29 protein-coding genes are annotated in these 26,171 nt (G+C 73.7%); 17 read left to right on the forward strand and 12 right to left on the reverse strand.

What is annotated here, in order from left to right:
* Nucleotides 1-127: 127 nt before the first annotated feature.
* Nucleotides 128-1,021, forward strand: a complete 894-nt coding sequence (locus AC1UE5_RS14960) for a hypothetical protein (RefSeq protein WP_482924826.1) — start codon at nucleotides 128-130, stop codon at nucleotides 1,019-1,021.
* A 6-nt stretch (nucleotides 1,022-1,027) separates the two neighbouring features.
* On the opposite strand, the gene AC1UE5_RS14965 is transcribed toward AC1UE5_RS14960, so the two are convergent.
* Entirely contained in the window at nucleotides 1,028-3,070 is a 2,043-nt protein-coding gene (locus tag AC1UE5_RS14965) for an AAA family ATPase (protein ID WP_482924828.1), read from the reverse strand.
* Nucleotides 3,071-3,088: 18 nt separating this feature from the next.
* On the reverse strand, nucleotides 3,089-3,964 hold the full coding sequence (locus tag AC1UE5_RS14970; protein ID WP_482924831.1) for an alpha/beta fold hydrolase: 876 nt from the start codon (nucleotides 3,962-3,964) through the stop codon (nucleotides 3,089-3,091).
* 62 nt (nucleotides 3,965-4,026) lie between these two features.
* Here AC1UE5_RS14970 and AC1UE5_RS14975 point away from each other — a divergent pair, with 62 nt between their 5' ends.
* Nucleotides 4,027-4,695, forward strand: a complete 669-nt coding sequence (locus AC1UE5_RS14975) for an EcsC family protein (RefSeq protein ID WP_482924833.1) — start codon at nucleotides 4,027-4,029, stop codon at nucleotides 4,693-4,695.
* Here AC1UE5_RS14975 and AC1UE5_RS14980 read toward each other — a convergent pair.
* Nucleotides 4,683-5,279 carry a GNAT family N-acetyltransferase gene (locus AC1UE5_RS14980; RefSeq protein ID WP_482924836.1) on the reverse strand — a complete coding sequence of 199 codons (597 nt, stop codon included), beginning with the start codon at nucleotides 5,277-5,279 and terminating at the stop codon, nucleotides 4,683-4,685. The genes AC1UE5_RS14975 and AC1UE5_RS14980 overlap by 13 nt on opposite strands.
* 103 nt (nucleotides 5,280-5,382) lie before the next feature.
* Between AC1UE5_RS14980 and AC1UE5_RS14985 the strand changes: the two genes are divergently transcribed.
* A complete protein-coding gene (locus AC1UE5_RS14985) occupies nucleotides 5,383-6,072 on the forward strand; it encodes a 3'-5' exoribonuclease YhaM family protein (RefSeq protein ID WP_482924838.1) in 690 nt (229 codons plus the stop codon).
* On the opposite strand, the gene AC1UE5_RS14990 is transcribed toward AC1UE5_RS14985, so the two are convergent.
* A complete protein-coding gene (locus tag AC1UE5_RS14990) occupies nucleotides 6,069-6,491 on the reverse strand; it encodes a VOC family protein (RefSeq protein WP_482924841.1) in 423 nt (140 codons plus the stop codon). The genes AC1UE5_RS14985 and AC1UE5_RS14990 overlap by 4 nt on opposite strands.
* A 65-nt stretch (nucleotides 6,492-6,556) precedes the next feature.
* On the opposite strand from AC1UE5_RS14990, the gene AC1UE5_RS14995 reads away from it, so the two are divergent.
* Nucleotides 6,557-7,528 carry a helix-turn-helix transcriptional regulator gene (locus AC1UE5_RS14995; RefSeq protein ID WP_482924843.1) on the forward strand — a complete coding sequence of 324 codons (972 nt, stop codon included), beginning with the start codon at nucleotides 6,557-6,559 and terminating at the stop codon, nucleotides 7,526-7,528.
* On the opposite strand, the gene AC1UE5_RS15000 is transcribed toward AC1UE5_RS14995, so the two are convergent.
* Together AC1UE5_RS15000 and AC1UE5_RS15005 are read right to left on the reverse strand one after the other, a co-directional pair.
* Nucleotides 7,525-7,713 (reverse strand): histidine kinase dimerization/phospho-acceptor domain-containing protein, encoded by a 189-nt coding sequence (locus tag AC1UE5_RS15000; RefSeq protein WP_482924845.1) that lies wholly within the window; start codon nucleotides 7,711-7,713, stop codon nucleotides 7,525-7,527. The genes AC1UE5_RS14995 and AC1UE5_RS15000 overlap by 4 nt on opposite strands.
* The gene (locus tag AC1UE5_RS15005; RefSeq protein WP_482924848.1) at nucleotides 7,706-8,347 is read right to left on the reverse strand and encodes a response regulator; all 642 of its coding nucleotides are present in this window, start codon (nucleotides 8,345-8,347) and stop codon (nucleotides 7,706-7,708) included. The genes AC1UE5_RS15000 and AC1UE5_RS15005 overlap by 8 nt, the downstream gene beginning before the upstream one ends.
* Nucleotides 8,348-8,447: 100 nt before the next feature.
* Between AC1UE5_RS15005 and AC1UE5_RS15010 the strand changes: the two genes are divergently transcribed.
* Genes AC1UE5_RS15010 through rfbB form a run of 5 tightly spaced genes read left to right on the forward strand, consistent with a single transcriptional unit; the run spans nucleotide 8,448 to nucleotide 13,914 of the window.
* Nucleotides 8,448-10,505 carry a helix-turn-helix transcriptional regulator gene (locus AC1UE5_RS15010; protein WP_482924850.1) on the forward strand — a complete coding sequence of 686 codons (2,058 nt, stop codon included), beginning with the start codon at nucleotides 8,448-8,450 and terminating at the stop codon, nucleotides 10,503-10,505.
* A gap of 19 nt (nucleotides 10,506-10,524) precedes the next feature.
* Nucleotides 10,525-11,001 carry a pyridoxamine 5'-phosphate oxidase family protein gene (locus AC1UE5_RS15015; protein ID WP_482924853.1) on the forward strand — a complete coding sequence of 159 codons (477 nt, stop codon included), beginning with the start codon at nucleotides 10,525-10,527 and terminating at the stop codon, nucleotides 10,999-11,001.
* A gap of 23 nt (nucleotides 11,002-11,024) precedes the next feature.
* Complete coding sequence (locus AC1UE5_RS15020; RefSeq protein ID WP_482924855.1) at nucleotides 11,025-12,098, forward strand: glucose-1-phosphate thymidylyltransferase; 1,074 nt, start codon at nucleotides 11,025-11,027, stop codon at nucleotides 12,096-12,098.
* Entirely contained in the window at nucleotides 12,098-12,928 is an 831-nt protein-coding gene (gene rfbD / locus AC1UE5_RS15025) for a dTDP-4-dehydrorhamnose reductase (protein WP_482924857.1), read from the forward strand. The genes AC1UE5_RS15020 and rfbD overlap by 1 nt, the downstream gene beginning before the upstream one ends.
* Nucleotides 12,925-13,914: a dTDP-glucose 4,6-dehydratase gene (gene rfbB, locus AC1UE5_RS15030; protein WP_482924859.1), complete on the forward strand. Its 990-nt coding sequence runs from the start codon at nucleotides 12,925-12,927 to the stop codon at nucleotides 13,912-13,914. Before rfbD ends, rfbB begins: the two co-directional genes overlap by 4 nt.
* Here rfbB and AC1UE5_RS15035 read toward each other — a convergent pair.
* Nucleotides 13,911-14,312 (reverse strand): nuclear transport factor 2 family protein, encoded by a 402-nt coding sequence (locus AC1UE5_RS15035; protein WP_482924861.1) that lies wholly within the window; start codon nucleotides 14,310-14,312, stop codon nucleotides 13,911-13,913. The genes rfbB and AC1UE5_RS15035 overlap by 4 nt on opposite strands.
* Before the next feature lie 42 nt (nucleotides 14,313-14,354).
* Here AC1UE5_RS15035 and AC1UE5_RS15040 point away from each other — a divergent pair, with 42 nt between their 5' ends.
* Both AC1UE5_RS15040 and AC1UE5_RS15045 read left to right on the forward strand, forming a co-directional pair.
* Nucleotides 14,355-14,993 carry a TetR/AcrR family transcriptional regulator gene (locus tag AC1UE5_RS15040; RefSeq protein ID WP_482924863.1) on the forward strand — a complete coding sequence of 213 codons (639 nt, stop codon included), beginning with the start codon at nucleotides 14,355-14,357 and terminating at the stop codon, nucleotides 14,991-14,993.
* Nucleotides 14,990-15,703, forward strand: coding sequence for a uracil-DNA glycosylase (locus tag AC1UE5_RS15045; RefSeq protein WP_482924865.1), 714 nt, complete (start codon nucleotides 14,990-14,992; stop codon nucleotides 15,701-15,703). Before AC1UE5_RS15040 ends, AC1UE5_RS15045 begins: the two co-directional genes overlap by 4 nt.
* Here the strand turns inward: AC1UE5_RS15045 and AC1UE5_RS15050 are convergent.
* A complete protein-coding gene (locus AC1UE5_RS15050; RefSeq protein WP_482924867.1) occupies nucleotides 15,693-16,361 on the reverse strand; it encodes a hypothetical protein in 669 nt (222 codons plus the stop codon). The two genes, AC1UE5_RS15045 and AC1UE5_RS15050, sit on opposite strands and share 11 nt — an antisense overlap.
* 192 nt (nucleotides 16,362-16,553) lie before the next feature.
* Here AC1UE5_RS15050 and AC1UE5_RS15055 point away from each other — a divergent pair, with 192 nt between their 5' ends.
* Nucleotides 16,554-20,945, forward strand: a complete 4,392-nt coding sequence (locus tag AC1UE5_RS15055) for a DEAD/DEAH box helicase (protein ID WP_482924869.1) — start codon at nucleotides 16,554-16,556, stop codon at nucleotides 20,943-20,945.
* Here the strand turns inward: AC1UE5_RS15055 and AC1UE5_RS15060 are convergent.
* Nucleotides 20,929-21,708 (reverse strand): NAD(P)H-binding protein, encoded by a 780-nt coding sequence (locus tag AC1UE5_RS15060; protein ID WP_482924872.1) that lies wholly within the window; start codon nucleotides 21,706-21,708, stop codon nucleotides 20,929-20,931. The two genes, AC1UE5_RS15055 and AC1UE5_RS15060, sit on opposite strands and share 17 nt — an antisense overlap.
* A 63-nt stretch (nucleotides 21,709-21,771) precedes the next feature.
* Here AC1UE5_RS15060 and AC1UE5_RS15065 point away from each other — a divergent pair, with 63 nt between their 5' ends.
* Complete coding sequence (locus AC1UE5_RS15065) at nucleotides 21,772-22,161, forward strand: winged helix-turn-helix transcriptional regulator (protein WP_482924874.1); 390 nt, start codon at nucleotides 21,772-21,774, stop codon at nucleotides 22,159-22,161.
* Here AC1UE5_RS15065 and AC1UE5_RS15070 read toward each other — a convergent pair.
* Complete coding sequence (locus tag AC1UE5_RS15070) at nucleotides 22,158-22,718, reverse strand: NYN domain-containing protein (RefSeq protein WP_482924876.1); 561 nt, start codon at nucleotides 22,716-22,718, stop codon at nucleotides 22,158-22,160. The genes AC1UE5_RS15065 and AC1UE5_RS15070 overlap by 4 nt on opposite strands.
* An 11-nt stretch (nucleotides 22,719-22,729) precedes the next feature.
* Nucleotides 22,730-23,167 carry a GNAT family N-acetyltransferase gene (locus AC1UE5_RS15075; RefSeq protein ID WP_482924878.1) on the reverse strand — a complete coding sequence of 146 codons (438 nt, stop codon included), beginning with the start codon at nucleotides 23,165-23,167 and terminating at the stop codon, nucleotides 22,730-22,732.
* Between the two features lie 40 nt (nucleotides 23,168-23,207).
* On the opposite strand from AC1UE5_RS15075, the gene AC1UE5_RS15080 reads away from it, so the two are divergent.
* The 4 genes from AC1UE5_RS15080 to AC1UE5_RS15095 are packed head-to-tail and all read left to right on the forward strand — an operon-like array spanning nucleotide 23,208 to nucleotide 25,664.
* Nucleotides 23,208-23,633 carry an NUDIX hydrolase gene (locus AC1UE5_RS15080; protein ID WP_482924880.1) on the forward strand — a complete coding sequence of 142 codons (426 nt, stop codon included), beginning with the start codon at nucleotides 23,208-23,210 and terminating at the stop codon, nucleotides 23,631-23,633.
* Nucleotides 23,634-23,646: 13 nt separating this feature from the next.
* Complete coding sequence (locus AC1UE5_RS15085; RefSeq protein ID WP_482924882.1) at nucleotides 23,647-24,159, forward strand: GNAT family N-acetyltransferase; 513 nt, start codon at nucleotides 23,647-23,649, stop codon at nucleotides 24,157-24,159.
* Complete coding sequence (locus AC1UE5_RS15090) at nucleotides 24,160-24,939, forward strand: Fpg/Nei family DNA glycosylase (RefSeq protein ID WP_482924884.1); 780 nt, start codon at nucleotides 24,160-24,162, stop codon at nucleotides 24,937-24,939.
* On the forward strand, nucleotides 24,936-25,664 hold the full coding sequence (locus AC1UE5_RS15095) for a glycerophosphodiester phosphodiesterase (RefSeq protein ID WP_482924886.1): 729 nt from the start codon (nucleotides 24,936-24,938) through the stop codon (nucleotides 25,662-25,664). The genes AC1UE5_RS15090 and AC1UE5_RS15095 overlap by 4 nt, the downstream gene beginning before the upstream one ends.
* On the opposite strand, the gene AC1UE5_RS15100 is transcribed toward AC1UE5_RS15095, so the two are convergent.
* Nucleotides 25,631-26,158, reverse strand: coding sequence for a hypothetical protein (locus AC1UE5_RS15100; protein WP_482924888.1), 528 nt, complete (start codon nucleotides 26,156-26,158; stop codon nucleotides 25,631-25,633). The two genes, AC1UE5_RS15095 and AC1UE5_RS15100, sit on opposite strands and share 34 nt — an antisense overlap.
* Nucleotides 26,159-26,171 lie beyond the last annotated feature (13 nt).

Genomic DNA, 26,171 nt, shown 5'->3' on the forward strand with positions numbered 1-26,171 from the left:
CGGCTGCTGATGAACGATCGTACCCCGTCGAACTGGCGGTGCTGCAACTGGGATGGCGCACGGCGTGAGACGCGGTCGAGACGGTGTCGGCACGGACATCGCGGCGCCCGCCGCGGAGGATCGGCCCATGCCACGCAGATCCCTCTCGCTCGCCGCCCTGACCGCCGCGGCGCTCCTCGCTCCCGCCGCCGCGCACGCCGACACGGTCATCACCGCCGGCCCCGCGACCGGCACGACGACGATCAACCGCACGCCGACCTTCTCGTTCGTCTCCACCACGCTCGGGGCGACCTTCGAGTGCAGCGTCAACGGCGCGCCGTTCGCCGCGTGCACGAGCCCGAAGACCGTCAGCGCGCTGGCCGACGGCCCCAACCAGACGTTCCGCGTCCGCGACGTCAGCTACGGCGTGCCGGACGCGAGCCCGGCGATCCGCACCTTCGCCGTCGACGCCACCGCGCCGGCCGTCACGATCGCCGGCCCGGCGAAGACGATCGACTCCACGCCGACCTTCACGTTCACCGCTCCCGCCGACGGCGGCGCGCCCTACACGTACGTCTGCCGCATCGACGGCGCGACGGCGACGCCGTGCAACGGCGGCACCTACACGGCGCCGGCGCCGGTCTCGCTCGGCGCGCACACGTTCGAGGTCCGCGGCACCGACGGCGCCGGCAACGCCTCCTGGGCGAGCCACGCGTTCTCGCGCGTGCGGATCAAGCTCGACCTGCCGATCGCCGACAAGCCGGCCGATCCCAGCGCCCCTGCGCCGGCCCCGGCCCCGCAGCCCGGGACGACCACGCCGACGACAGCCCCGTCCTCCGAGGTCAAGCCGGTCGCCAAGAAGAAGAAGGCCGCCGCCTGCGCGAAGAAGAAGCGCGCCAAGCGCAAGGCCGCCGGCAGGAAGGCCAAGGTCAAGGCCAGGAAGGCGGCCGCCAAGAAGAAGACCTGCGCGACGAAGAACGCCGCCAAGAAGCGCGCCGTCGCCAAGAAGCCGGGCGCGAAGAAGGGCACGCGCCGCGGGTGAGCAGCGTCAGCGCGGGTGGGCGAGCAGCCACTCGGCCACCCGCGCGCTCGCCGTCCGCAGCTTGCGGAAGTACGTCGCGCGGGAGAGGTGCAGGTCCCACCACGCCGCCTCGTGCGACCCCGCGGCGTCGAGGTAGCCGCGCTTGAGCGCGTCCCGCAGCAGCTGCTCGTCCGGCCCGTCGCCGAACGCGCCCGCGACCGCCTCCTCCAGCGCCGCCCGCACCGACGCGGCGCGCTCGTCGGGCGTCGAGCCGCGGGCCAGCGGCGACGCCGACAGCTCCAGCGGCTGGTCGAGGTTGCGCAGCGCGTCGCGCACGTCGTCGGCGTTGATGGTGCGCGCCAACTCCGGCTCCGGGGCGCCCACGCCGGCCGCGTCGGCACCCGGCACGAGCGCGAGGTCCGGGTCGTCGGGCGGCATCGGGAGCCCGACCTCGCCGTAGATCGCCGCCCGCAGCCCGCCGAGCATCCCGGTCCGCCCATGGTCGAGGATCCAGCACTCGACCGTCCGCTCATAGCCGGTGATGTCGAGCTCCGCCACGTGCTGGGAGCCCGACATCCGCGCGAACGCCACCGCCGCGTCGTTGCCCGGGTCGATCGGCAGGTACGACCAGCGCGGGTTCCCCAGTCCCGAGCGCAGCACCGCCGCGGTGTTCATCAGCGGGATGATCGGGGAGCCGAGGTCGCCCTCGCGCGGCGTCGTCAGGTCGAGCGAGTCGCGCCACACGAGCGCCTGCCCGTGCGGCGAGTGCGCACGGGCGTGGGCGATCCACGCGCCGAGCATCGGGTCCTCCTCGGCGGCCGGCGGCGCGCTGAACGGCGTCACCGCGAAGGCCAGCCCGCACAGCGCGTCCTCGGCGTCGCGGACCACGACGGCACGCTCGGGCGCGGCGCGCAGCAGCTTCTCGGTCGAGGCCCACCACTCGGCCATCGAGGCGTCGCTGACGTCCGGCGCGCGGCGGCGGATCAGCGGCAGCAGCGCGGGCAGGTCGTCGTCGGGGTGGAGCTGGTCGACCCGGTGGCGGATCGAGCCCTCCGCGCCCATCCCCCAGCGCAGCGCCGGGTTCTCCTGCAGGTCGGCGAGGTCGGAGAGCAGGCGCGTCTCGCCGCGCACCGCGCGCACGTAGAAGTGGTCGGCCAGCCGCCGGCGCAGCTCACGCTCGTGCTCGGGCCGGCGCCGCTTGAGGTCGGCCCGCAGCGCCTTGCGCACCAGGTCGTGGAGCGCCACGCCGTCGCCCACGCGCTCGGTGAACGACCGGTCGCGCAGCCACGCCTCGCCCTCCTCCGCGTCGACCTCGGGGAGCACGGAGCGCAGGAGCCGCGCGTTGACCGACCGCGCGATCGCCGCGACCGCGAGCACCTCGAGGTCGCCGGCCTCCAGCTCCTCGCTGCCGATCCGCCGCAGCAGCGCCTGCACGAGGTCCGGCCGCCCCTCCAGCCACTCGGGCCGCCAGCCGCCGTCGGCCGCCGCGCTCGCGCCCAGCTCCAGCGCGAGCGGCGAGCCCTCCGACCACTCGACGAGCTGCTGCACCGCCTGCTCGTCGGTGACGCCGTGCAGCGCCGCCATCCGGCGGGCCTCCGCGGTGCCGAACGGGCGCAGCTCCAGCTCGACGACCAGCCGCTCCCACCCGCCCTGGAACCACTCGGGCTCGGGCTTGCGGCGGCCGCTCAGCACGACGAGCGACGCGGACGGCAGCGACGGCAGGAGGCGCTGCCTGAGCCACCCGCCGACCGCGGTCATCCGCTCGTAGGTGTCGAACAGGACGAGCGGCCGCGCCTCGCCGCCGACGCCGTCCAGCGCGCGCTCCAGCTCGCCCGGGGCCGGCGCGAGCTCGCGTCCCTCGACCACCCGGGGCCGCCAGCCGCGCGACCGCGCCCGCCGCGAGACCTCGCGCAGCAGCGTCGACTTGCCGATGCCGCCGGGGCCGTGGAGGAGCACGACGTTGGCCGGCGGGTCGTCCACGAGCAGCCCGTCGAAGAAGGCGAGCTCCCTCTCACGCCCGACGAAGCGCTCCGCATCGCGGGCCGCCAGCCTCTCTGCCAGCGTGGCCACGGAGCGGAGTCTCTCCGATCAGGCCACCTTCTGTGAAGGGCGCGCCGCGAAGTCGAGCAGGAGGCCGGCGACGCGGTCGGCCGCCTCGATCTGCGGGCAGTGGCCAATGCCGGGCAGCAGCTCGTACGTCGTGTCGGGCAGCGCGTCCGTGATGACCTGGGCGCCGCGGTGGGTCACCATGCGGTCGCGCTCGCCCCAGACGAGCAGCACGGGGCAGTCGATCTGCTCCAGCCTGAAGGCGTCGTCGAGCTCGGGGAGGAGGCGGCGGCCGTTGTCGAGGATGCGCTTGACCGACGCCTTGGACGCGTGGTGGTCGGTGAACGCGCGGACGACCTCCGCGGCGGCGGCGCGGGGCTTGGCGAACGCGAGCTGGCGGTACACCTCGCCGACCGCGGCACGCAGGACCGCCTCGGGCACCGGGACGGGCGAGGCGAGGACGAGGCGGATCAGCGGCTCGCGCTCGATGACGCTGAACCAGCGCGGCATGTCGAGCCCGGCGGGCGCGATCGGGACGATGCCGGCGATCGGCGCGGTCGGGTCCTCCGCGGCGCGCAGCGTGACCGTGCCGCCGAGCGAGTTGCCGGCCAGGATCGCGGTGTCCTGCGCGCCGCCCGCCTGGTCGAGGACGTACTCGACCGCGGCGCGTGCGGCGGCGCCGAGCTGCTCGAGCATCGAGCCCTCGGGCCGGAGCGGGTCCGCGGTCCCGAACCCGGGCAGGTCGATCGCCAGCGCGCGCCGGTCCTGCCGCGCGAGCCGGTCGAGCACGCGGCGCCACGTGTCGGCGCTGTCGCCGTACCCGTGCAGGAGCACGATCGGCGTCCCGTCGCCCTCCAGCTCGAGGGCGCGTGTCGCGAAGCCGGCGAGCTCGACCCGATGCTCCAACAGCGGCTGCATCTCTCAAACGGACCGTACCCGTCCCGCTGGACACCAGTCGCGTTCCGCCATCCTGTGGTGCGATGGCCACCGAGACCGACACCGACGCGACGGACGACACGGGCCTGGGGGCCGGGCGGCTCCAGCTCCCGACCGCGCTCCTGCGCCGGATCCAGGCGGACCCGGTCCGCGCGCCCGAGATCATCGCGCTCGCGGCGTCCGAGAAGCACGGGCCGGCGGCGCGGGACTGGCTGCAGCAGCAGGGGGCGCGGCCGTCACCGGACAAGCTCGCCAAGCGGGCCAGGCGCGCACACGCCCGCTACGCGCGGGTGAGCGGCGGCATCACCGGCATCGGCGGCGCGCTGACGATGCTCCCGGACATGGCGGCCGCGATCTGGATCCAGTCGCGGATGGTGTTCTTCATCGCCGGCGCGTACGGCTACGACCCGCTCGACCCGATGCGGCCGGCGGAGCTGCTGACGCTGTACGAGCTGTACCCGAACCCGGTCGAGGCGCGCGAGGCGCTCGACGGCGCGGGGAAGACGATGGCCGAGGCGGCGGTGATGAAGGCGATCAGCTCGCGCGACGAGGCGACGCTGACCTCGAAGCTCACGCAGATGGCGCTCAAGCGCGGCGCGTCGCGGCTGGCGGGCCGGGCGATCCCCGGCTTCGCGATCCTCGTGAACTCGATCGGCAACGAGCGCCAGGTGCGCCTGCTCGCCGACCGGGCGATCGACTTCTACCGCGGCTGACGCGTCATCAGCCAGACGCGCGGCCCGTCGCCGGGCATGTCGACCTCGGCGCGGACGACGAACCCGACCCGCTCGTAGAGGCGGACGTTGTCGGGCGTCGAGGTCTCCAGGTCGGCGATCTGGCCCTGCTCGTCGAGCCGGTCGAGCATGGGCTGCAGCAGGCGCGTGCCGAGACCCTGGCGCTGACGCGGCGGCGCGACGCCGATCGCCGCGAGCGTCCAGTGCTCGGCCTCCAGCGCGTGCGGGGTGAGCAGGCGGGCCGCGTGGCCGAGGTTCTCGATCCGCGCGCCGCTCAGCTCCGCCACCCGCGCGTCGAGGCCCTCGCGGGCGAGCAGCTCGGCCTGTTGGCGCTCCGCGCCGCTCCACGTCCAGGCCGCGACCGCGCAGCCGTCGTCCGCGACGTGGACGGCGCCCAGCTCGAGCGCGACGCGCAGGTAGATCGCGTACAGCTCGGCGAGCCGCCGCTCGTGGTCGTCGGGGTCGACCACCCACCGCGTCCACGCCTGCCCGTCGTACGCGGCGGCGAGCGTCGCCTGCGCCTGCGGCAGGTCGGCGGCGGTCGCGGGGCGGATCGTCGGCTCCATGCGCGGCGGATTGTTCCCGGTCGGTCGGACCGGTGCGTGTGCTAGCGAACTTTCCCCCGCAAGCGGCACGGTTTCGTCCGCCGCCGGCTCTAGCGTCCCGTCCATGCCCGACGTCGCCCCCGGACCCCCTCGCTCGGCCGAGCAGATGGAGTCCGACCTGCGCGATCTCGTGGCGACGGTGCGCGATCCGCACTTGGCCGAGCTGCTCGACCGCATCCTCGGGCCGGACGCCGAGCTGTGGCCGCGCTACCGCGACGCGCCGGCGGCCAAGCGCTTCCACCAGGCCTACCGCCACGGCCTGCTGGAGCACTCGCTGAGCGTCGCGCAGGCGGTGAGCGGGCTGTCGGCCACGTTCCCGGGTCTGGACCGCGACGTCGCGATCACCGGCGCGCTGCTGCACGACATCGGCAAGCTCGAGGCGTACACCGACGCGGCCGCGGACGCGATCGAGATGACGGACGCGGGCCGCCTGCACGGCCACATCCCGCTCGGCTACTTCCTCGTCCGCAGCGAGATCGAGCGCATCCCCGGCTTCCCCGCCGACCTCGCCGCCGCGATCACCCACATCGTCCTCAGCCACCACGGCACGCTCGAGCACGGCTCTCCCGTCGTCCCCTGCACGCGCGAGGCGACGCTCGTCCACTTCCTCGACAACCTCGGCGGCCGGCTCGGCTCGTTCGACCGCCTCGAGCGCGAGCTGCCCGACGGCGCCTGCTGGTCGGCCTTCGACCGCGTCCTCGGCGGCGGCGCGTACTTCGCCTCCCGCGCCGACGCCGTCCGCGCGGCGGCCTAGCCGGTGTAGGCGACGGCCACGTCGAGCACCCACACGACGCCGAAGCGGTCGCGCAGCATCCCGTAGAGCGGCGCCCACTGCGCGGGCGTCAGCGGCTGGAGCACCTCGGCGCCGACGGCGAGCTTCTCCCACAGCGCCGCGATCTCGTCGGCGTCCTCGCCGCGGACGGAGACGAAGAACGCGTTCTCCCCGCGGTCGAGCGGCAGGTGACCGGGGACGTCGTAGGCCATCACGCGGAAGCCGCTGTCCGCCGCGACCTGTCCCCACATCACCTGGTCGGCCTCGGCCGGGTCGGTGACCGCGTGGGCGTCCGCGTAGCTCACGACGGCGAGCTCGCCGCCGAAGACGGAGCGGTAGAACGAGAGCGCCTCGCGGGCGTCGCCACGGAAGTTCAGGTGGGTGACGGTGTTCAGAGTCATGCCGAGCAGCCTGGGCGAGGTCGAGGACAGGATCTGTCCTCGATCGGCAAGATGCTCGGCGACCGATGAGCACGTCCTCCGACACCGGCACCGCGAGCCGCCTCCTCGCGCTCCTCGCCCTCCTCCAGAGCCGCCGCGACTGGCCCGGGCCGGAGCTGGCCGAGCGGCTCGAGGTGACGCCGCGCACGGTCCGGCGCGACGTCGAGCGACTGCGCGCGCTCGGCTACCCGATCGCCTCGCTCAGCGGCCCGGGCGGCGGCTACGCGCTGCGCGCCGGCACCGCGATGCCGCCGCTGCTGCTCGACGACGAGGAGGCGATCGCGATTGCGGTCGGGCTGCGCACCGCCGCCGGCTCCGCGGTCGCCGGCATCGAGGAGACCGCGCTGCGCGCCCTCGTCAAGCTCGAGCAGGTCCTGCCCGCCCACCTGCGGCGCCGCGTGCAGGCGCTCGGAGCGGCGACGTCGGTGCTCTCGGCGCGCGGGGGCTTCACCGTCGATCCCCAGGCGCTCAGCACGCTCGCCGCCGCGGCCCGCGACCACGAGCGGGTGCGCTTCGCCTACCGCGGCCGCGACGGGACCCGGACGCGGCGGGCGGTCGAGCCGCACGCGCTGGTGAGCGTGGGCCGGCGGTGGTACCTGGTCGCCTTCGATCCGGAGCGCGGCGGCTGGCGGACCTTCCGCGTCGACCGGATCGACGGCATCGCGGCGGGTGCCCGGTTCACGCCCCGCGTGGTCCCGGGCCGGGATCCCGCCGCGTTCGTCCACCGCGGCCTGCGTGAGTACGGCGCGCGCTGGGAGACCACGGTCACCTACGCGGCGTCCGCCGAGGTCGTGCGCGCCCGGGTCCCGCGCGACTTCCCGCCGATCGACCCGCTCGGCGACGACCGGTGCACCGCGCGGCTCGGCGACGACGACCTCGATTGGCTCGCGTTGCGGGTCGCGATCGCGGGCGTCCCGTTCACCGTCGACGGCCCGGCGGAGCTGCGCGAGCGCTTGCGCGAGCTCGCGGACCGGTTCGCGGCCGCCGCCGGCGGCTAGGACGCGGCGGTGTCGAGCGCGCGGCGCATCTCGGTCGCCGCGTCGCGGATGCGGCGGGCGTAGTCCGCGCGCTGCTCGGGGCTGAGCGCGCCCTCGTCCTTGGCGAGGAGCGCCGCGAAGCCGTCGATGATCGCCAGCGGGGAGCGGAGGTCGTGGACGAGCGCGCGGAGCGCCGCGTCAGCCATGCGAGTTCTGCTGCTCGAGCTGGATCTCGCCGCGCTCCAGCGCGATGGCGATCGCGTGGACGCGGTTGCGCGCCTGGAGCTTGCGGATCACGTTCCGCACGTGGGTGCGGACCGTCTCGACGCTCACCGTGATCTCGCTGCCGATCTGCTCGGCGGTGTGGCCCTCGGCCATCAGCGCGATGATCTCCCGCTCGCGCGGGGACAGCTGCGGCACCCGCGCCGTCGCCCGCGGCGACAGGAGGATCCGGTCCAGCCGGGGATCGACGTACGAGCCGCCGGCCGCGACCTGGCGGATGGCCGCCAGCAGCTCCTCCATCGACCCCGCCTTCAGCGCGTAGCCGCGGGCGCCGGAATCCAACCCCTCGTAGAGCAGCTCCGCGTCGGCGTCGCCCGTGTACAGCACGATCGCGAGATCCGGGCGCCGCGCCAGCAGCTGCCGTGTGAGATCGATCCCGCTGCCGTCGGGCAGCCGGATGTCGACGAGCGCGACCTCGGGGTCGGCGTGCTCCACGAGGTCCAGCGCAGCAGCGAGATTGCCGGCCGCGCCGACGACCTCGTGCCCCGCCTGCGTCAGCATCACCTCGAGGCCACCCCGCAGCGCCTCGTGGTCGTCGACAACCGCCAGCTTCGTCACGCGGCGGAACATTACTCCCGCCGAAATCCGCAAAGAGCGGCGCGGAGGTGCATTGGACGGTCGTTGGACGATCTCCGCGCGATCTATCGTTGGTGCGCGCATGGCGAAGGACACCGAGAAGCTCATCCGGCAGCTCTCCCTCATCTCGTACCTCATGGCGGAGCGGCGGCCGGTCACGGCGCTGGAGATCCGGCGGGACGTGGAGGGCTACAGCGGCATGAACGAGGACGCCTTCGCCCGGCGCTTCTACGCCGACCGCGCGGAGCTCGAGTCGCTCGGCATCCAGCTGACGGTGGACAAGCCCCTGGACGCGGGCGGCGAGCAGGAGACGTACTCCCTGCGCCCGGAGAACTTCCATCTCCCGCCGGTGGCCTTCAGCGACGAGGAGCTGGCCGCGCTCCACACCGCGCTCGGCCTGCTCGACGGCGAGTTCGCCTACGCCGAGCCACTCCGGCTGGCGCTCCAGCAGATCTCGTGGGGCCGTCCGAGCCCGCTGCAGTCGCCCGACAGCCAGGGCGTCGCGCTCGGCATCACGGCGTCGGCGGGCGGGCACGAGCTCAGCCAGCGTCTGGCGAAGGTCGAGACCGCGATCTTCCGCCACAAGACGATCACGTTCGACTACTACACGATGCAGCGGGACGCGACCGAGCCGCGCAAGGTCGATCCGTACCACCTGCTCTTCCAGGGCGGCCAGTTCTACCTCGTGGGCCGCTCGCACGAGCGCGAGGACATCCGCGTCTTCCGCCTCAGCCGCATGCGCGGCAAGGTCGCGTACGCCACGAAGGCGGAGCACGACTTCAAGCGCCCGGCCGACTTCGACCCGCGCGCCTACTCCGGACGCGCCGAGTGGCAGTTCGGCGACCCGGTCGACACCGCCGAGGTCTGGGTCTCGGACCGCATCGCGTGGCAGGTCGAGCGTCACTACGGCCGCTTCGGCGAGCTGCGCCCCGCCGACGACGGCGTCGTGCTCGCCACGCCCTACGCGGACGCGCGCCAGCTCTGCTCGTTCGTCCTCGGCCTGCGGGAGAACGCGCGCGTGCTCGCCCCGCAGGCCCTCGCCGACGAGATCTCCGCCCGCGTGGACAAGCTCCTCGCGCTCCACACCGACGGCCCCGACCTGGCGCCCGCCCGGCCCCGGCCCGAGGAGGACGAGGACGCCGCCGGCGAGTCCGGCTCCACCCGCCGCGAGGCGTCGATCCGCCCCGAGCGCTTCGCGCGCCTGGTCACGCTCGCGACGATCCTCATCGACGCCGGCCGGCGCGGGGAGGACCTGCGGGAAGCCGATGTCCGCCAGGCGCTCAACGTCACCCGCAGCGAGCTGCAGGAGGACATCGCCGTCCTCAACGTCGTCTCGTTCGGCGGCGGCACCTACGTGCTCTACGCCGAGCTGCTCGACGACGGGACGATCGAGGTCGACCCCGAGCCGTACGCCGACAACTTCGCGCGCCCCGCGCGGCTGCTGCCCGTCGAGGCCAAGGCGCTCGTCGCCGCGATCGACCTCATCGGCGAGCACCTGCCGTCCGGCGCGCTGACGTCCGCCCGCGAGAAGGTCGTGGCCGCGCTCGGCGGCGAGGACCCGCGCGAGCAGCTCCACATCGCCGGCTCCACCGCGGACGACTCCGGCATCGCGCGCACGATCAGCGAGGGCATCGCCGAGCGCCGGCTGATCCGGCTCGAGTACTACAAGCAGAACGCCGACGAGTTCTCGACGCGGCTGGTCGAGCCGTACGCGCTGATGAACGGCCGCGAGGGCTGGTACGTCGCGGCGTTCGACCCGTCCAAGGACGCGCTGCGCTCGTTCCGCCTCGACCGGATCAAGACCGCCGACGTGACCGACGAGACCTTCACGCCGCGCCCGCAGGTCGACCCGGCCGCGATGGTCGACGGCTGGCCGCGCACCGGCGAGGTCGAGGCGTCCCGCACCGCGCGCGTGTGGGTCTCGCCCGAGCGGGCCCGGTGGGAGGGCGAGGAGCGCCGCGTCGCGCAGGAGCTGGAGGACGGCGCGCTCGTCGTCGAGCTGCCCTACAAGGGCACCGACTACCTGGTCAGCCAGATCCTCAAGCTGGCCGGCGACGCCGCGGTGCTGGAGCCGGCCGAGGCGCGCGACGCCGTCCGCACCGCCGTCGAGCGCCTCCGCGCGCCCGCCGCGACCCGCTGAGCGCTAGCGTGCCGCGGCCATGAGCCGCCGCGACCAGATCACGATGTCGGACGGCGAGGTGCAGGCCTTCCTCGCCGAGCAGAGGACGCTCGTCTGCGCGACCAACGGCCGCGACGGGTTCCCCCACCTCATGCCGCTCTGGTACGTCGTCCGCGACGGCGAGCTCTGGGCGTGGACGTTCGCCAAGTCGCAGAAGGTCAAGAACCTCGAGCGCGACCCGCGCGCGACGGTGCAGGTCGAGGCGGGCGCGCAGTACCAGGAGCTGCGCGGCGTGATGCTCAAGACCGAGGTCGAGCTGGTCCGCGACCTGGAGCCCGTCACCGCGCTGGGCACCGAGATCCTGCGCCGCTACACCCCGGGCCTGCCGGAGGGCGACCTGCCCGACGCGTTCGTCGACGGCATCCGCAAGCAGGCGGCCAAGCGCGTCGGCCTGCGCTTCGTCGAGCAGGGCCGTGCGACGTGGGATCACCGCAAGCTCGCGGCCGGCGTCTACTGACGCTCGCTAGCCTCCGGCAACCGATGGAACCGCTCAAGGGCCTCATCCTGTCGGGCGGCCGCGGCACGCGGCTGCGCCCGATCACCTACACCAGCGCCAAGCAGCTCGTCCCGGTGGCGAACAAGCCGGTGCTGTTCTTCGGCATCGAGGCGATGGCCGCCGCGGGGATCGAGGAGATCGGGATCATCATCGCGCCCGAGACGGGCGAGGAGATCAAGCAGGTCACGGGCGACGGCTCGGACTTCGGCGTGAAGATCACGTACATCCTCCAGGACGAGCCCGCCGGCCTCGCGCACGCCGTCCTGACCGCCGAGCCGTTCCTCGGCAAGAGCCCGTTCGTCATGTACCTCGGCGACAACCTGCTCCAGGGCGGGATGATCGAGCTCGTCGACGCGTTCAAGACGAACGAGCCCGACGCGCTGATCCTCCTCACGCCGGTCGACGACCCGCAGTCCTACGGCGTCGCGGAGCTGACCGACGGCCGCGTCACGCGTCTGGTCGAGAAGCCCAAGGAGCCGAAGACCAACCTCGCGCTATGCGGCGTCTACATGTTCACCGCGTCGATCCACGACGCGGCGCGCGCGATCGAGCCGTCGCCGCGCGGCGAGCTGGAGATCACCGACGCGATCCAGTACCTGGTCGACTCCGACCAGCGCGTCGAGCCCCACGTCGTCCGCGGCTGGTGGAAGGACACCGGGCGGCTGGACGACATGCTCGAGGCCAACCGGCTCGTGCTCGACACCATCCAGTCGCGCACCGACGGCGAGATGATCGACTCGACCACGCACGGGCGCGTCGTCATCGAGGAGGGCGCCAAGCTCGAGCGCTCCACCGTCCGCGGCCCGGCCGTCATCGGCAAGGGCGCGCACCTGGTCGACTGCTACATCGGCCCGTACACCGCGGTCGGCCCGGGCTGCGTCGTGGAGAACGCGGAGGTCGAGCACTCGATCCTCCTGGAGGGCTCCTCCGTCAAGGGCCTCGACGGCCGCATGGAGTCGTCGCTGCTCGGCCGCAACGTGAAGATCGGCCGCACCGTTTCGCAGCCTCGCGCGTTCCGCTTCATGGTGGGCGACAACAGCGAGATCGGGATCCTCTGATGCGCGTCCTCGTCTGCGGGGCGAACGGCATGCTCGGCCACCGCGTGGTCGAGGAGGCCGCCGCGCGCGGGCACGAGGCGCGCGGGACCGACCTGCCGGAGCTCGACCTCACCGACGCGGACGCGACGCAGCGGTTCGTCGCGGACTTCGCGCCCGACGTCGCGATCAACTGCGCCGCGTTCACCGACGTCGACAAGGCCGAGGCCGAGGAGGAGCTGGCGCTGCGGATCAACCGCGACACCGCCGCGAACCTCGCCGCGGCCGCGCCGTACGTCGTGCACGTCTCGACCGACTACGTCTTCCCGGGCGACGACCGCGACGAGCCGTACGTCGAGTCCGACGCGACCGGCCCCAAGACCGCCTACGGGCGCACGAAGCTCGCGGGCGAGCAGGCGGTGCTCGCCGCGTCGCCGCAGCACGCCGTCGTGCGCACCGCGTGGCTCTACGGCCGCGGCGGCAAGAACTTCGTCGACACGATGCTCGCCCTCGGCGCCGAGCGCGACGAGCTGAGCGTGGTGTTCGACCAGGTCGGCTCGCCGACCTGGACCGGCCACCTGGCGCCTGCGCTGGTGGAGCTCGCCGAGCGCCGCGGCGCGGGCGTCTTCCACGGCACGAACTCCGGCGCGTGCTCCTGGCACGCGCTGGCGGTCGAGGCGCTCAGCAAGGCCGACCTCGACGTCCGCGTGCGCGCCGTGACGACGGAGGAGTTCCCCCGACCTGCCCCGCGCCCCGCCTACAGCGTGCTGGGCACCGAACGCGACGACGGCCTGCGGCTCCCGCCGTGGCAGGACGGCGTCGCAGGACATCTGAAGGAGCGTGTGACCACGTGAAGCTGCTCGTCTGTGGAGGGGCCGGGTTCATCGGCTCGAACTTCGTCCGCGTCCGCGTGCGCGATCACGGCGACGAGGTCGTCGTGCTCGACAAGCTCACGTACGCCGGCCGGCGCGAGAACCTCGCCGACGTCGAGCACGAGTTCGTCCACGCCGGGATCGAGGACGCCGCCGCGGTGCGCGAGGCGATCCAGGGCGTCGACGCGGTCGTGAACTTCGCCGCGGAGACGCACGTCGACCGCTCGATCTCCGAGCCGGACGCGTTCGTCACCACGCACGCGGTCGGCACGTGGGTGCTGCTGGAGGAGGCGCGTCAGGCCGGCGTCCGCTACCTGCAGGTCTCGACCGACGAGGTGTACGGCTCGATCGAGGAGGGCTCGTTCACCGAGGAGTCGCCGCTCGCGCCGTCGTCGCCCTACAGCGCCACGAAGGCCGGCGCCGACCTGCTCGTCGGCTCGTACTACGAGACGTACGGGATGGAGACGCTGATCTGCCGCGGCTCCAACAACTACGGGCCGTACCAGTACCCCGAGAAGCTGATCCCGCTGATGATCCTCAACGCCCTGCACGGCGACAAGCTCCCCGTGTACGGCGACGGCAAGCAGGTCCGCAACTGGCTCTACGTCGAGGACTTCGCGCGCGGCATCGGCCACGTGCTGGAGCACGGCAAGCCGGGGGAGGCCTACAACGTCGGCGGGCCGGACGAGACGTACAACCTCGACGTCGTGCAGCGGATCATCGAGCTGACGGGCGCTGACGAGTCGCTGATCGAGTACGTCACCGACCGCCCGGGCCACGACCGCCGCTACTCGCTCGGCAGCGAGAAGGTGCGGGCGCTGGGCTGGGAGGCGCAGGTCCGCTTCGAGGAGGGCCTCCCGCAGACCGTCGAGTGGTACAAGACGCGCAAGGACTGGTGGGAGCCGATCCGCTCCGGCGACTACCTCGCGTACTACGAGCGCCAGTACGGGAGCTCGCTGGGCTCCTAGCCGAGCGAGCTGATGCGCCAGTCGCGACCCTCGCGCACGAGCTCGAGGGTCCGGCGCTCCTTCGCCTCCTCGTCGCGACCCGTGTCGACGACGGCCTTCGCGGTGTTGCCGGTGACGGTGATGTCGCGCGCCTCGAGGTCGTTCGAGTCGGTGTCGTCGAACGCCTGCTCGACCTTGGCCTGGCAGTCGGCGCCGAACTGCGTGCGCAGCGACGCGGCGAAGAGCGCCTGGCAGACGCGGCGGCCGTCGTCCTCGCTGGCGGCGTCGGCGAGGTCGTCGACAACGGTCGCGACCTTCTCCTGCTCGCCGTCGAAGTCCGTGCTCGCGGAGTCGGACGACGTGCAGCCGGCGACGAGCGCCGCGGCGGCGAGGATCAGGGCGAGCGAGAGGCGTGGCATACGGCTGGGCAGCTTAGTACCGCGCCTAGACTGGACGCCGAGATGCCGGACCCTGCACCGCCCGTTCCCCGCGGCCGTCACGCGCCGCCCCTGGAAGTCCGCCTCGAGCGCCAGCGCGCGCGGCTCTTCGCTGCCGCCGCGGCCATCTTCGCCCGCGTCGGCTACGCGGAGGCCAGCGCCGAGGCGATCAGCCGCGAGGCCGGCATGTCGAAGGCCACGTTCTACGAGCACTTCGCCAACAAGGAGGAGTGCATCATCGCGCTGTTCGACGCCGCCTCCGCGCAGGTCCAGGCGGCGGTGATCGCCGGCACCTCGGCGGGCGACACGGCCGAGGAGCGCATCCGCGCGGGCATCCACGCGTTCATCGCCGAGCTCGTCGCGTACCCCGACCACGCGCGCACGCTGCTGGTCGAGATCATCGGCGCCGGCCCGCGCGCGAACGCCCGCCGCGACCAGGTGCTCGAGTCGTTCGCCGAGCTGCTGATCCAGGAGGGCGCGCGGGCGCACGAGGCGCTCGGCTCGCCGCAGTTCGCGTCCTTCCTGGACGCGTTCGCGCTCGTCGGCGCGATCATGGAGCTGGCCTCGCGGCAGCTCCGCCACGGGGAGCCGGCCGACCCGGCGGACCTCGAGCCGGTGATCGAGCGGCTCGTCACCGGGCTGCTCTGGGCCGGCTCGCGGTGAGCACCGCGCCGCCGCCCGCGCTCGCCCGGCTGGAGGCGGAGGTCACGCGGTGCCGCCGGTGCCCGCGGCTGGTGGCGTGGCGGGAGGAGGTCGCGGCCGTCAAGCGCGCGTCGTTCGCCGACTGGGACTACTGGGGCCGGCCGATCCCCGGCTTCGGGGACCCGGCCGCGCGCGTCGTGGTGTTCGGCCTCGCGCCGGCCGCGCACGGCGCGAACCGCACCGGCCGCGTCTTCACCGGCGACCGCAGCGGCGACTTCCTGTTCTCGTCGATGCACCGCACGGGCTTCGCCAACCAGCCCACGTCGGAGCACCGGGACGACGGCCTGGCGCTGCGCGACGCGTGGGTCACCGCCGCGGTCCGCTGCGCGCCCCCGGCCAACAAGCCGACGCCGGAGGAGCGCGACACCTGCATCATGAGCTGGGCGGTGCCTGAGCTGCAGGAGCTCCCGAACGTGCGGGTGATGCTCTGCCTCGGCGCGTTCGCGTGGGACGCCGCCCTGCGCGTCCTCGCCCTCGACGGCGCGACGATCCCCAAGCCCAAGCCGAAGTTCGCCCACGGCGCCGAGGCGACCGTGACGGGCGCCGCCCGCGTCGGCGACGTGACGCTGCTCGGCTGCTTCCACCCGTCGCAGCAGAACACCTTCACGGGCGTCCTCACGCCGCCGATGATCGACGCGGTCTTCGAGCGCGCCCGCGCGCTCAGCCGGTGATCGCCGCGTAGAAGCGCTTGCGGGTGCCGTCCGCGGTGACGGTGCCGTCGCTGTTGCGCGGGCTCACCACGAAGACGCTCGACGCGTTGGTGCCCGGAGGCGCGCACGTGACGACGCCGGGGATCGCGCAGCGGCTGGCGGAGATCTCGCCCGCGAACTCCGGGTTGGCGTCGGCGCCCGGCGCGCGGCCGTTCATGACCGCGTCGCCGTTCTGGTCGATCTGGTTCTGCAGCGCCATCGTGGCCACGACGCCGTTGTCGCTCAGGTCCTCGCCGGCGTCGATGTAGACGTTCCCCGCGGCGCCGGGCGGGTTGGCCTGGTAGCCCGAGAGCACGGTGAAGCCGCCGGACTGCGCCTCGATCCGGCCGGTGGCGTCGACCAGGACCCAGCGGGCGGGCGGCGCGGCTTGGCCGGGGTCGCCCTTCGGGCCCTGCGGGCCCGTCGCGCCGGTCGCGCCACGCGGTCCGGCGGGCAGCTGCCCGGTGCGGAAGTCGGCCGCGCTGAGCGACCGGTTGCGGACGTCGGCGCCGGTCAGCGAGCTGTTGCGCACGTCGCTGCCGGTGAGCGAGTTGTTGCGGACGTCGGCGCTCGTGATCGTGACGGCGGCGTAGGACGTGCCGCCTAGCGCGACCGACAGCGCGACGAGCGCGACGGCCATGGAGGGGGACGGAGGACGAAGGCGCGGCATGGGTGCTCCTCGGGGAGGTGGAGGGATGTGGCCGGGGCTTGCGTCCCAGGCCGCGCGGCGGATCACGTCCCGGGCCTTCGTGGCGCGACGCGCGAGGAAAGCGGACCGGTTCCGTCCGGATGGCGCGATCCGGCCGGGCCGATCGCGCGTACCCTCGGTCACATGCCGCTGTCCGCCTTCAGCCCGCACGTCCGCGACTGGTTCGAAGGCGCCTTCGCCGGCCCGACGCCCGCGCAGGAGCAGGCGTGGCCCGCGATCGCGGGCGGCGAGCACGTGCTCATCTCCGCCCCGACCGGCTCCGGCAAGACGCTGGCGGCGTTCCTGTGGGGGCTCGACAAGCTGAGCCGGGAGCCCGCGCCCGCGAAGAAGACGCGGCTCGTGTACGTGTCGCCGCTGAAGGCGCTGTCCTACGACGTCGAGCGCAACCTGCGCGCACCGCTGCGCGGCATCGGCGCCGAGCTGAAGGTGGCCATCCGCACCGGCGACACGCCGCAGAAGGAGCGGATGGACATGCGGCGCAACCCGCCGGACATCCTCATCACGACGCCCGAGTCGCTCTACCTGATGCTGACCTCGCAGGCGCGCGAGATCCTCACGCACGTCGAGGCCGTGATCGTGGACGAGATCCACGCGGTCGCGGGCACGAAGCGCGGCGCGCACCTGGCGCTCACCCTCGAGCGGCTCTCCGCCCTCCAGGAGGACGACCGGGACTTCCAGCGCATCGGGCTCTCCGCCACGCAGAACCCGCTGGAGGAGGTCGCGCGGTTCATGGTCGGGCCCAAGCGCACCGCGCAGATCGTCGATGCGGGCGTGCGCAAGGACCTCGACCTGAAGATCCAGGTCCCCGTCGAGTCCATGGTCGAGCCGGACGATGATTCGGACCCCACCCGCCCGGAGCTGGACGCGCTCCAGGGCGGCGAGGCGACGCGCCGGTCGATCTGGCCCGCGATCTACCCGAAGATCCTCGAGCTGGTCCGCGAGCACCGCTCCACGATCGTCTTCGTGAACAACCGCCGCGGCGCCGAGCGGCTCGCGATCCGCCTCAACGAGCTGGCCGAGGAGGACATCGCGCGGGCGCACCACGGGTCGCTCGCGCGCGAGGAGCGGACGGTCATCGAGGAGATGCTCAAGGCCGGCGAGCTGCCGTGCCTCGTGGCGACCTCCTCCCTCGAGCTGGGCATCGACATGGGCGCCGTGGACCTCGTGCTGCAGGTCGAGTCGCCCAAGTCCGTCGCCCGTGGCCTGCAGCGCATCGGCCGCGCCGGCCACGGCGTCGGCGCGACGTCGAAGGGCCGCATCTTCCCCAAGTTCCGCGCCGACCTCCTGGAGTGCGCGGTCGTCACCAAGCTCATGCGCGAGGGCGCGATCGAGCCGACCGTCGTCCCGCGCAACGCGCTCGACGTCCTCGCCCAGCACGTCGTCGCCATCACCGCGTCGACCGAGGACGAGGCGCCCGTGAACGTCGACGACGTCTACGCGATGGTCACGCGCACCTACTCGTACGGCGAGCTGCCGCGCGCGCTGTTCGAGAACGTGCTCGACATGCTCGACGGCCGCTACCCGTCGCAGGAGTTCGCCGAGCTGCGCCCGCGCATCGTGTGGGACCGCGTGGGCGGGACGATCCGCACCCGCAAGGGCTCGCGCGCGCTGGCGATCACCAACGCCGGCACGATCCCCGACCGCGGCCTGTTCATGGTCACCCTCCCCGACGGCCGCAAGGTCGGCGAGCTGGACGAGGAGATGGTCTACGAGGCGCGCGCGGGCCAGACGTTCCTCCTCGGCGCCTCCACCTGGCGCATCGAGGAGATCGGGCGCGACCGCGTCATCGTCACCCCCGCACCGGGCGCGCCCGGCGCTGTGCCGTTCTGGCGCGGCGACTCGGTCGGCCGGCCGAAGGAGCTGGGCCGCGCGATCGGCGAGTTCTCCCGCTGGGCGGTCGAGCAGACCGCCGACGTGCTGGAGGAGCGCTACGACCTCGACGCGCTCGCGGCCAAGAACCTCCTCGACTTCCTGCGCGAGCAGCAGGAGGCCACGCGCGTCGTGCCGTCGGACCGCGCGATCGTCATCGAGCGCTTCCGCGACGAGATCGGCGACTGGCGGCTGTGCATCCTGTCGCCGTTCGGCGGGCGCATCCACTCCGCCTGGTCGCTCGCGCTGAGCGCCCGCATCCGCGACGAGTACGGCCTGGAGTCCGACGCGATCTGGTCCGACGACGGCATCATCGTCCACCTCCCCGACGCCGACGAGGCGCCCGGCGCGGACCTCGTGCTGATCGAGCCCGACGAGCTGGAGGACCTGGTCGTCGGCGAGCTGGGCGGCAGCGCGCTGTTCGGCGCCCGCTTCCGCGAGAACGCGTCGCGCTCGCTCCTCATCCCCCGCGCCTACCCCGGCAAGCGCACGCCGCTGTGGCAGCAGCGCCTGAAGGCCCAGTCGCTGCTGGAGATCGCCAAGCGCTACGGCGACTTCCCGGTGATCCTCGAGACGTACCGCGAGTGCCTGCGCGACGTGCTCGACCTGCCCGGGCTCGAGGAGCTGCTGCGCGCGCTGCACTCCCGCGAGCTGTCGCTGGTGGAGGTCGAGACGCCGACCGCCTCGCCGTTCGCCTCGTCGCTGCTCTTCGACTACGTCGCGACGTACATGTACGAGGGCGACACGCCGAACGCCGAACGGCGCGCGGCGGCCCTCTCCCTCGACCGCGACCTCCTTCGCGAGCTGCTCGGGCAGGAGGAGCTGCGCGAGCTGATCGACCCCGACGCGCTGGAGCAGGTCGAGGCGGGCCTGCAGCACCGCAGCGACCGGACGCGGGCCGAGAACCGCGACGCGCTGGCGGACGTGCTGCGGCGCGTCGGCGACCTGTCGCCCGAGGAGGCGCAGGCCCGCGTGCTGCCGTCGCTCGACGCCGCGACGATGCTCGCCGAGCTGGAGCGCGAGCGGCGGGCGGTGAAGCTCCGGGTGGCGGGCGAGGAGCGGTGGATCGCCGCCGACGACGCTGGCTTGTACCGCGACGCGGTCGGCGCGGTGCCGCCGTCGGGGCTGCCCGAGCCGTTCGTCGCGGACGTCGAGAACGCGCTGGTCAAGCTCGTCCGCCGCTACGCGCGGACGCACGGCCCGTTCACCACCGACGAGCTGAAGGCCCGCTACCGGGTGGACGTCGGGACGGCGCTCGGCGTGCTGGAGCGCGAGGGCGACCTCGTGCGCGGCGAGCTGCGGCCCGGCGGCACCGAGCGAGAGTGGTGCGACAGCGACGTCCTACGCCGCGTCCGGCGCGCCTCGCTGGCGGTGCTGCGCAAGGAGGTCGAGGCAGTCGACCAGGACGCGCTGGCCGCGTTCCTCCCCTCGTGGCAGGGCGTCGACCGGCACCCGCCGACGGGCGCGGGCGTCGACCGCCTGCGCGAGATCCTCGTGCCGCTCCAGGGGCTCGCGCTGCCCGCCGACGTGTGGGAGCGCGACGTGCTCCCGCGCCGCACCGGCGCGTACTCGACGACCTGGCTGGACCAGCTGTGCGCGGCCGGCGAGGTGGTGTGGGTCGGCGCGGGCGCGCTGGGCCGCAACAACGGGCGCGTGGCGCTGTACTTCCGCGAGGACGCGGCGCTGCTCGGCCCGCCCGGTATTCGAACCCACCCACCCGAGCGCCCGTCCGACCCTGAGCACGAGCGACTGCGGGAGCGGCTCGCGCTGGCGCCCTGCTTCTTCACCGACCTGCTGGCGGAGTTCGAGGCGGCGCCCGAGGTCATCCAGGAGGCGCTGTGGGATCTCGTCTGGGCGGGCGAGGTCACAAACGACGCGTTCGCGCCGCTGCGCGCGCCGAAGCTGACGCTGGCCAAGAACCGCACGCCCACGCGCTCCTCGCGTCGCCGGTTCGCGTCGCGGCGGAGCGGGAGCGCCGGCCCGCTGCAGGGCCGGTGGTCCTTGACGTCGTCGCTCTTCCCCGAGGTCGGCGGGGATCCGGGCGCGCGCCGGCGGGCCTGGGCGGAGCTGCTGCTGGAGCGCTACGGCGTCGTCACCCGCGAGCAGGTGCTGGCGGAGGGCATCACGGGCGGCTTCTCGATCCTCTACGACGCGCTGGGGTCGCTGGAGACGCTCGGCGTCGCGCGCCGCGGCTACTTCGTCGAGGGCCTCGGCGGGGCGCAGTTCGCGCTCCCGGGGGCGGTGGAGCGGCTGCGCTCGCAGCGCGCGGCGGACGAGCAGCCGCCGGTCGTCCTCGCCGCCACCGACCCCGCGCAGCCCTACGGCGCGGCGCTCAAGTGGCCCGCGCGCGACGACGAGAAGCGCCGCCCCCAGCGCGTCTCCGGCGCGTACGTCGTCCTCGCGGGCGCAGAGCCCGCGATCTACGTCGAGCGCGGCGGCCGCGGCCTGACGACGCTCGTGGACGACGACGACCCGCGCCTCCAGCCCGCCTTCGAGGCCCTCGCGGCCTTCGTCCGCGCGGGCAGGCTCAAGAAGCTGGACGTGGAGCGCGCCAACGGCGAGCCGGTCGTGGGCTCGCCGCTGGAGCCGCTCCTCGTGGACCTCGGCTTCCGCCTCGGCCCGAAGAAGCTCACGCTGACGGCGTGAGGAGGGTCGCGGCGGGCGCCCAGCCGAGCTCGTCGCGGGCCTTCGTGGAGGCGACGCGCTGGTCGAGCAGGAGCGCGTCGGCGAACGCCGCGCCGAGCCGGGCGCGGGCGTCGTCGGCGGTCTCCGCGACCGCGTCCGCCGGAGCGATCTCGCGGACCTGGCGCGACTCGGCGACCGCGAGGTAGCGGCCGCGGGCGGCCGGGTCCTCCAGCGCGCGGACGTAGAGGTCGGCGACGTCGTCGCGGTGGACGAGCGTCCAGTGCTGCGTGCCGTCGCCGACCAGGCCGTCGGCGAGCAGCGTCACGATGCCGCGGCCGTCGCCGTGGACGACGCCCGGCTCGACGACCACGGTGCGGGCCCCGGCGAGCGCCAGCGCACGGTCCTCCACCGCCGTCCGCCAGGCGACGATCGCCGGCGCGTTGCGGGGCGAGTCCTCGGTGATCGCGTCGCCGGAGCCGTAGGCCCACACCCCGCCGGTGTGGACGAAGACCGGCACGCGCGCGGCCTCGACGGCGTCGACGACGGCGGTGTCGAGCGCGGCGGATGTCTCGTCGCCCGGCGAGGCGGTGTGGATCAGTGCGTCGGTGTCGGCCAGCGCGGCGGTGTCGAGCGTGCGGAGCGTCGCGGTGGCGCCCGCCTCGACCACCGCCGCGGCGGACGCGTCGGAGCGGACGAGCGCGGTCACGGCGTGGCCGCGGGCGACGAGCTGGCGGAGGACGGCGGCGCCGATGTAGCCGGTGCCGCCGGTGAGGATCACGTTCATGGAGGCGACGGTATCTTTGGGTTACCGGCTACTTCAACGGAAGCCAGTAACCACGAGGTACCTATGGCCACGCCTGAGGAAACGATCGAGTTCGGCGACATCTTCGCGCCGAACTGCCCCAGCCGCGTCATCCTGCGCCGCATCGGCGACCGCTGGACCGTGCTCGTGATCGCGGCGCTCAAGCACGAGACGCTGCGGTTCGGCGAGCTGCGCGCGAAGATCGGCTCCCCTGCGCCGAAGGTCCTCACCGAGACGCTCCGCGCGCTGGAGCGCGACGGCCTGGTCAGCCGCACCGCGTACCCCGAGATCCCGCCGCGCGTCGAGTACGAGCTGACGCCGCTCGGCCGCACGCTGATCGAGCCGCTGACGGCGATCCGCCAGTGGTCCGAGCAGCACCTCCCCGACGTCCTCGCCGCGCGCGCCGCGGCGGACGCGGAGGCCCAGGCCGTCTAGTCCAGCAGCGTCCAGGGGTCGAACGCGTCGATCGGGATGACGCGGACCCGCGGGAGGGCGACCTGGAAGGCGCCGACGTCGTCCTCGAGGTCGAACAGCTCCACGCCCAGCTCGGTGAGCTGCATCGACATCAGCTCGCGGAAGCCGAGCAGGCCGACCCGGCGCCCCTGCGCCACCAGCGGCGCCAGGTGCGGCGCGAAGTCCCCGTCGTGCGACGCGAGCAGCACGTCGCCGCCCTGCCCGCGCTCCACCAGCGCGTCGAGCGTGCGCTGGATGGCGACGTCGACGACCTTGACGTCCGACGGGCCGGAGAGCAGCACCGGGCGGTACTCCATCGCGGTGATCGCCTGGACGAAGCCCATCGGCACGTTCGTCGAGCCGTTGAGGAAGAACAGGCCGCGCACCGGCTGCTCCCACTCGCGCCGGACGTAGTCGCGGACGCGCTCCCACCGCGGCCGTTCCTCCGGCGCGGGCCGGCGGCCGAGCAGGCTGCCGCCCAGCGTCGCATCGATGTTCTCCCCATCGATGAGGAGGAACGTCTCGTCGGTCCCGGCCATCGCCGCGAACCCTAGACGCTGATCGACATGACGTAGTGCGGGCCGATGCCGTCGATCTCGAACTCGTCGCTCTCGACCGTGAAGCCCTCGTGCTCGTAGAACCCGCGCGCGGCGGCCCGGGCGTTGCACCACACGCGCGCGCCGCCCTCGCCGCGGACGTGCGCCAGGCACGCGCGCAGCGCGACCGCGCCGAAGCCCTGCCCGCGCACCCGCGGGTCCGTCGCCATGCCGCGCAGCCGCCAGTCGCCGGTGCGCGGGTCGGACGGGTGCGGCTCGGGCGCGACGGTCGCGACGCCGACGAGCTCGCCGCCCTCGGTCACGGCGCCCGCGTGGAACGTCACGGCATCGTGATCGGTCGGGTAGACGGCGTTGGCGACCGGCTGTCCCGGGCGCAGGACGGCGTGCCGCAGCGGCACGACCTGATCGGCGGTCACACGTTGCACGGGCACTCCCACGGACAGTAGGACGGCTCCTCTACCCTGCCCGCCCGTGCTGGGCAGAGGCAGGCGTCAGGTCAGGGCCGCCGGCGGGGCGGTCATGCGGCCGCGCGCGGGGGGCGGCGTGGAGATCTGCGTCGTGCACCGGCCCAAGTACGACGACTGGTCGCTCCCCAAGGGCAAGCTCGACCGCCGCGAGTCGTTCGAGCAGGCCGCGCTGCGCGAGGTGCTCGAGGAGACCGGCCTGCGCTGCCGCCTGCGCCAGGAGCTGGAGGAGGTCCACTACGTCGACGCCAAGGGCCGCCCCAAGCGCGTCCGCTACTGGCTGATGGACGTCCGCGAGGACCTCGGCTTCGTCCCCAACGACGAGGTCGACGAGCTGCGCTGGCTCGAGCTGCCCGCCGCCGCGGCGCTCATGACCTACGAGCACGACTCCGAGCTCGTCGCGTCGCTCATCTCGGGCCGCCCCTCGGCGTAGCCTCGTCCGGGCGATGCACCTGCGCCCCCTCCTCCCCACCGACGCCCAGGCGATGCTCGACCTGCGCGTGCGCAACCGCGAGCACTTCCTCACCGGCGAGCCGCTGCGCGACGACAGCTGGTTCACCCTCGGAGCCCAGCGGCAGGCGCTCGAGACGCTCGAGCAGGAGCGCGCGGCCGGCACGCGCGAGGTCTTCGGCGTCGTCGTCGACGGCACGATCGTCGGGTACGCGGCGCTCAGCCAGATCTTCCGCGGCGCCTTCCAGTCCTGCTACCTCGGCTACGCGATCGACGCCGAGCACAACGGCCGCGGCCTGGCGACCGCCGCCGTCCGCGAGACCGTCGAGCACGCCTGGGAGATCGGCCTGCACCGCGTCCAGGCGAACGTGATCCCGCGCAACGCCGGCTCCCGCCGCGTGCTGGAGAAGAACGGCTTCCGCCAGGAGGGGACCGCGCTGCGGTACCTCCACATCGGCGGCCGGTGGGAGGACCACGACATGTTCGCCAAGACGGTCGAGGAGCGGTGAGTGCCGGAGGGCGACACGATCCACTACGCCGCGAACCGCATCCGGCCGATCCTCGAGGGCCACGTGCCCGACGAGCTGCGCACGCCGCACCCGCGCTTCCGCGCCGACCGGTGGCCCGAGAAGCTCGCCGGCCAGGCGGTCCGCAGCGTCGACGCGCACGGCAAGCACCTGTTCCTCCGCTTCGAGGGCGGGCTGACGATCCACTCCCACCTGCGGATGACCGGCGCCTGGGGCACGTACACGCAGGGCGACCGCTGGGGCCGCGCGCCACGCCGCGCATGGCTGGTGGCCCGGCATGGGAACGGCGAGGTCGTGCAGTTCGACGGGCCGGTGCTGGAGCTGATGACCGACTCGCGCACCCGCTTCGACCAGCGGATCGCGGGGCTCGGGCCGGACATCATCAAGGACGACTTCGACGAGGACGTGTTCCTGCGCCGCCTGCGCCAGGACGACCCGACGCGCCCGATCGGCGACGCGATCCTCGACCAGCGGACGCTCGCCGGCATCGGCAACCTCTGGAAGTGCGAGGGCTGCTTCCTCGCCGGCATCGACCCGTGGCGCCGTGTCAGCGACGTGACCGACGAGGAGGCGCTCCGCATCGTCCGCTCCATCCGGCCGTTGATGCAGGAGTCAGCGATGCACGGGATGCAGGACGCCTACCGCACGATCTACGGCAAGCGGGGCCACGTGTGCCCGCGCTGCGGCGAGGCGGAGATCCAGCAGCGCGGCCAGTGGGACGACAACCGCACGACGTTCTGGTGCCCGGGGTGCCAGCGGTGAGCGTGCGGCGCGTCGGCCACAAGGGCGCGGGCCTCATCGCCCCCGGCAACACCCCCGCGAGCTTCGACGCGGCGGTGGAGGCCGGCGTCGACATGATCGAGTTCGACGTCCTGCCCGACAACACCGACGGGACGGGGGAGCTGTGGCTCGCCCACGACTACGTCGACCTGCGCGCGCGGCAGGCGGCGGGCACCGCGCTGACGCTCGCCGAGGGGCTCGACCACCTGTGCGCGACGGGCCTCGAGCTGGATGTCGACCTCAAGCTCCCCGGCTACGAGGAGCGCGTGGTGGCCGAGCTGCGCGCGCGGGACGCGACCGAGCGCGTGCTGGTGTCGACGATGGAGCCCGAGTCGCTCGCGCGCGTGCGGGCGGTCGCGCCGGAGATCCGGCTCGGCTGGTCGGTCCCCAAGCTGCGCCGCAACCCGCTGGAGTCCAAGCTCATGATGGGCCCCGCGTTCGCGGCGCTGCAGGTCGTGCGCCGCGTGCTGCCGCGCCGGGCCGCGACGGCGATCCGCTCCGGGCGCTGCGAGGCGCTGATGGCCAACCACTACCTGGTGACCCCGGCGCTGGTGCGCGCCGTGCTCGGGGTGGGCGGCGAGCTCTACGTGTGGACGGTCGACGACGGCGACCGGATCGCCAAGCTCGAGCGGATGGGCGTGACGGGGGTCATCACGAACGACCCCCGGCTCTTTCATCCCTTGATGACGCAGCTCGCGGCCGAGTAGTCCTTCGGCTCGGCGAGCGCCGTCTTGTGGCCCTTCGTGGTCCGCTCGGCCAGCCTGCGGACGACCTTGCCGCCGCGCCGCCACTGGAAGCTCACGATCGCGCGCAGCTCGTACTGCTGGCCGGGCTCGAGCGTGAAGCGGAACGACCAGCCCGACTGGCGCGCCTTGAACGTCGCACGGCCGACGCTCACCCACGTGGAGGCCGTGCCCTCGTCGTCGGAGAACTCGGTCCACTCACCGGTCTGCTCGGACAGGTACTGGACGCGGAAGCGCATGTACATCCGCTCGTTGCGCTTGCCGGTGCCCGGCATCGAGGCGCGGACGCCGATCGTGTCCGGGCTCTGCTCGGTGTCGCAGATGTTGACCGTCGCCCACAGGTGCGGGGACTTGTCGAAGGTGCGCTCCTTGTCCTTCGACTGCGCCTGGGCGGGCACGGCGAAGAGGAGCGCGGCGAGGGCTGCGAGGGAGAAGATGCGCACGTGTGTGATGAACACGCGGGCCGAAGCG

The organism is Parviterribacter multiflagellatus (assembly GCF_056863265.1).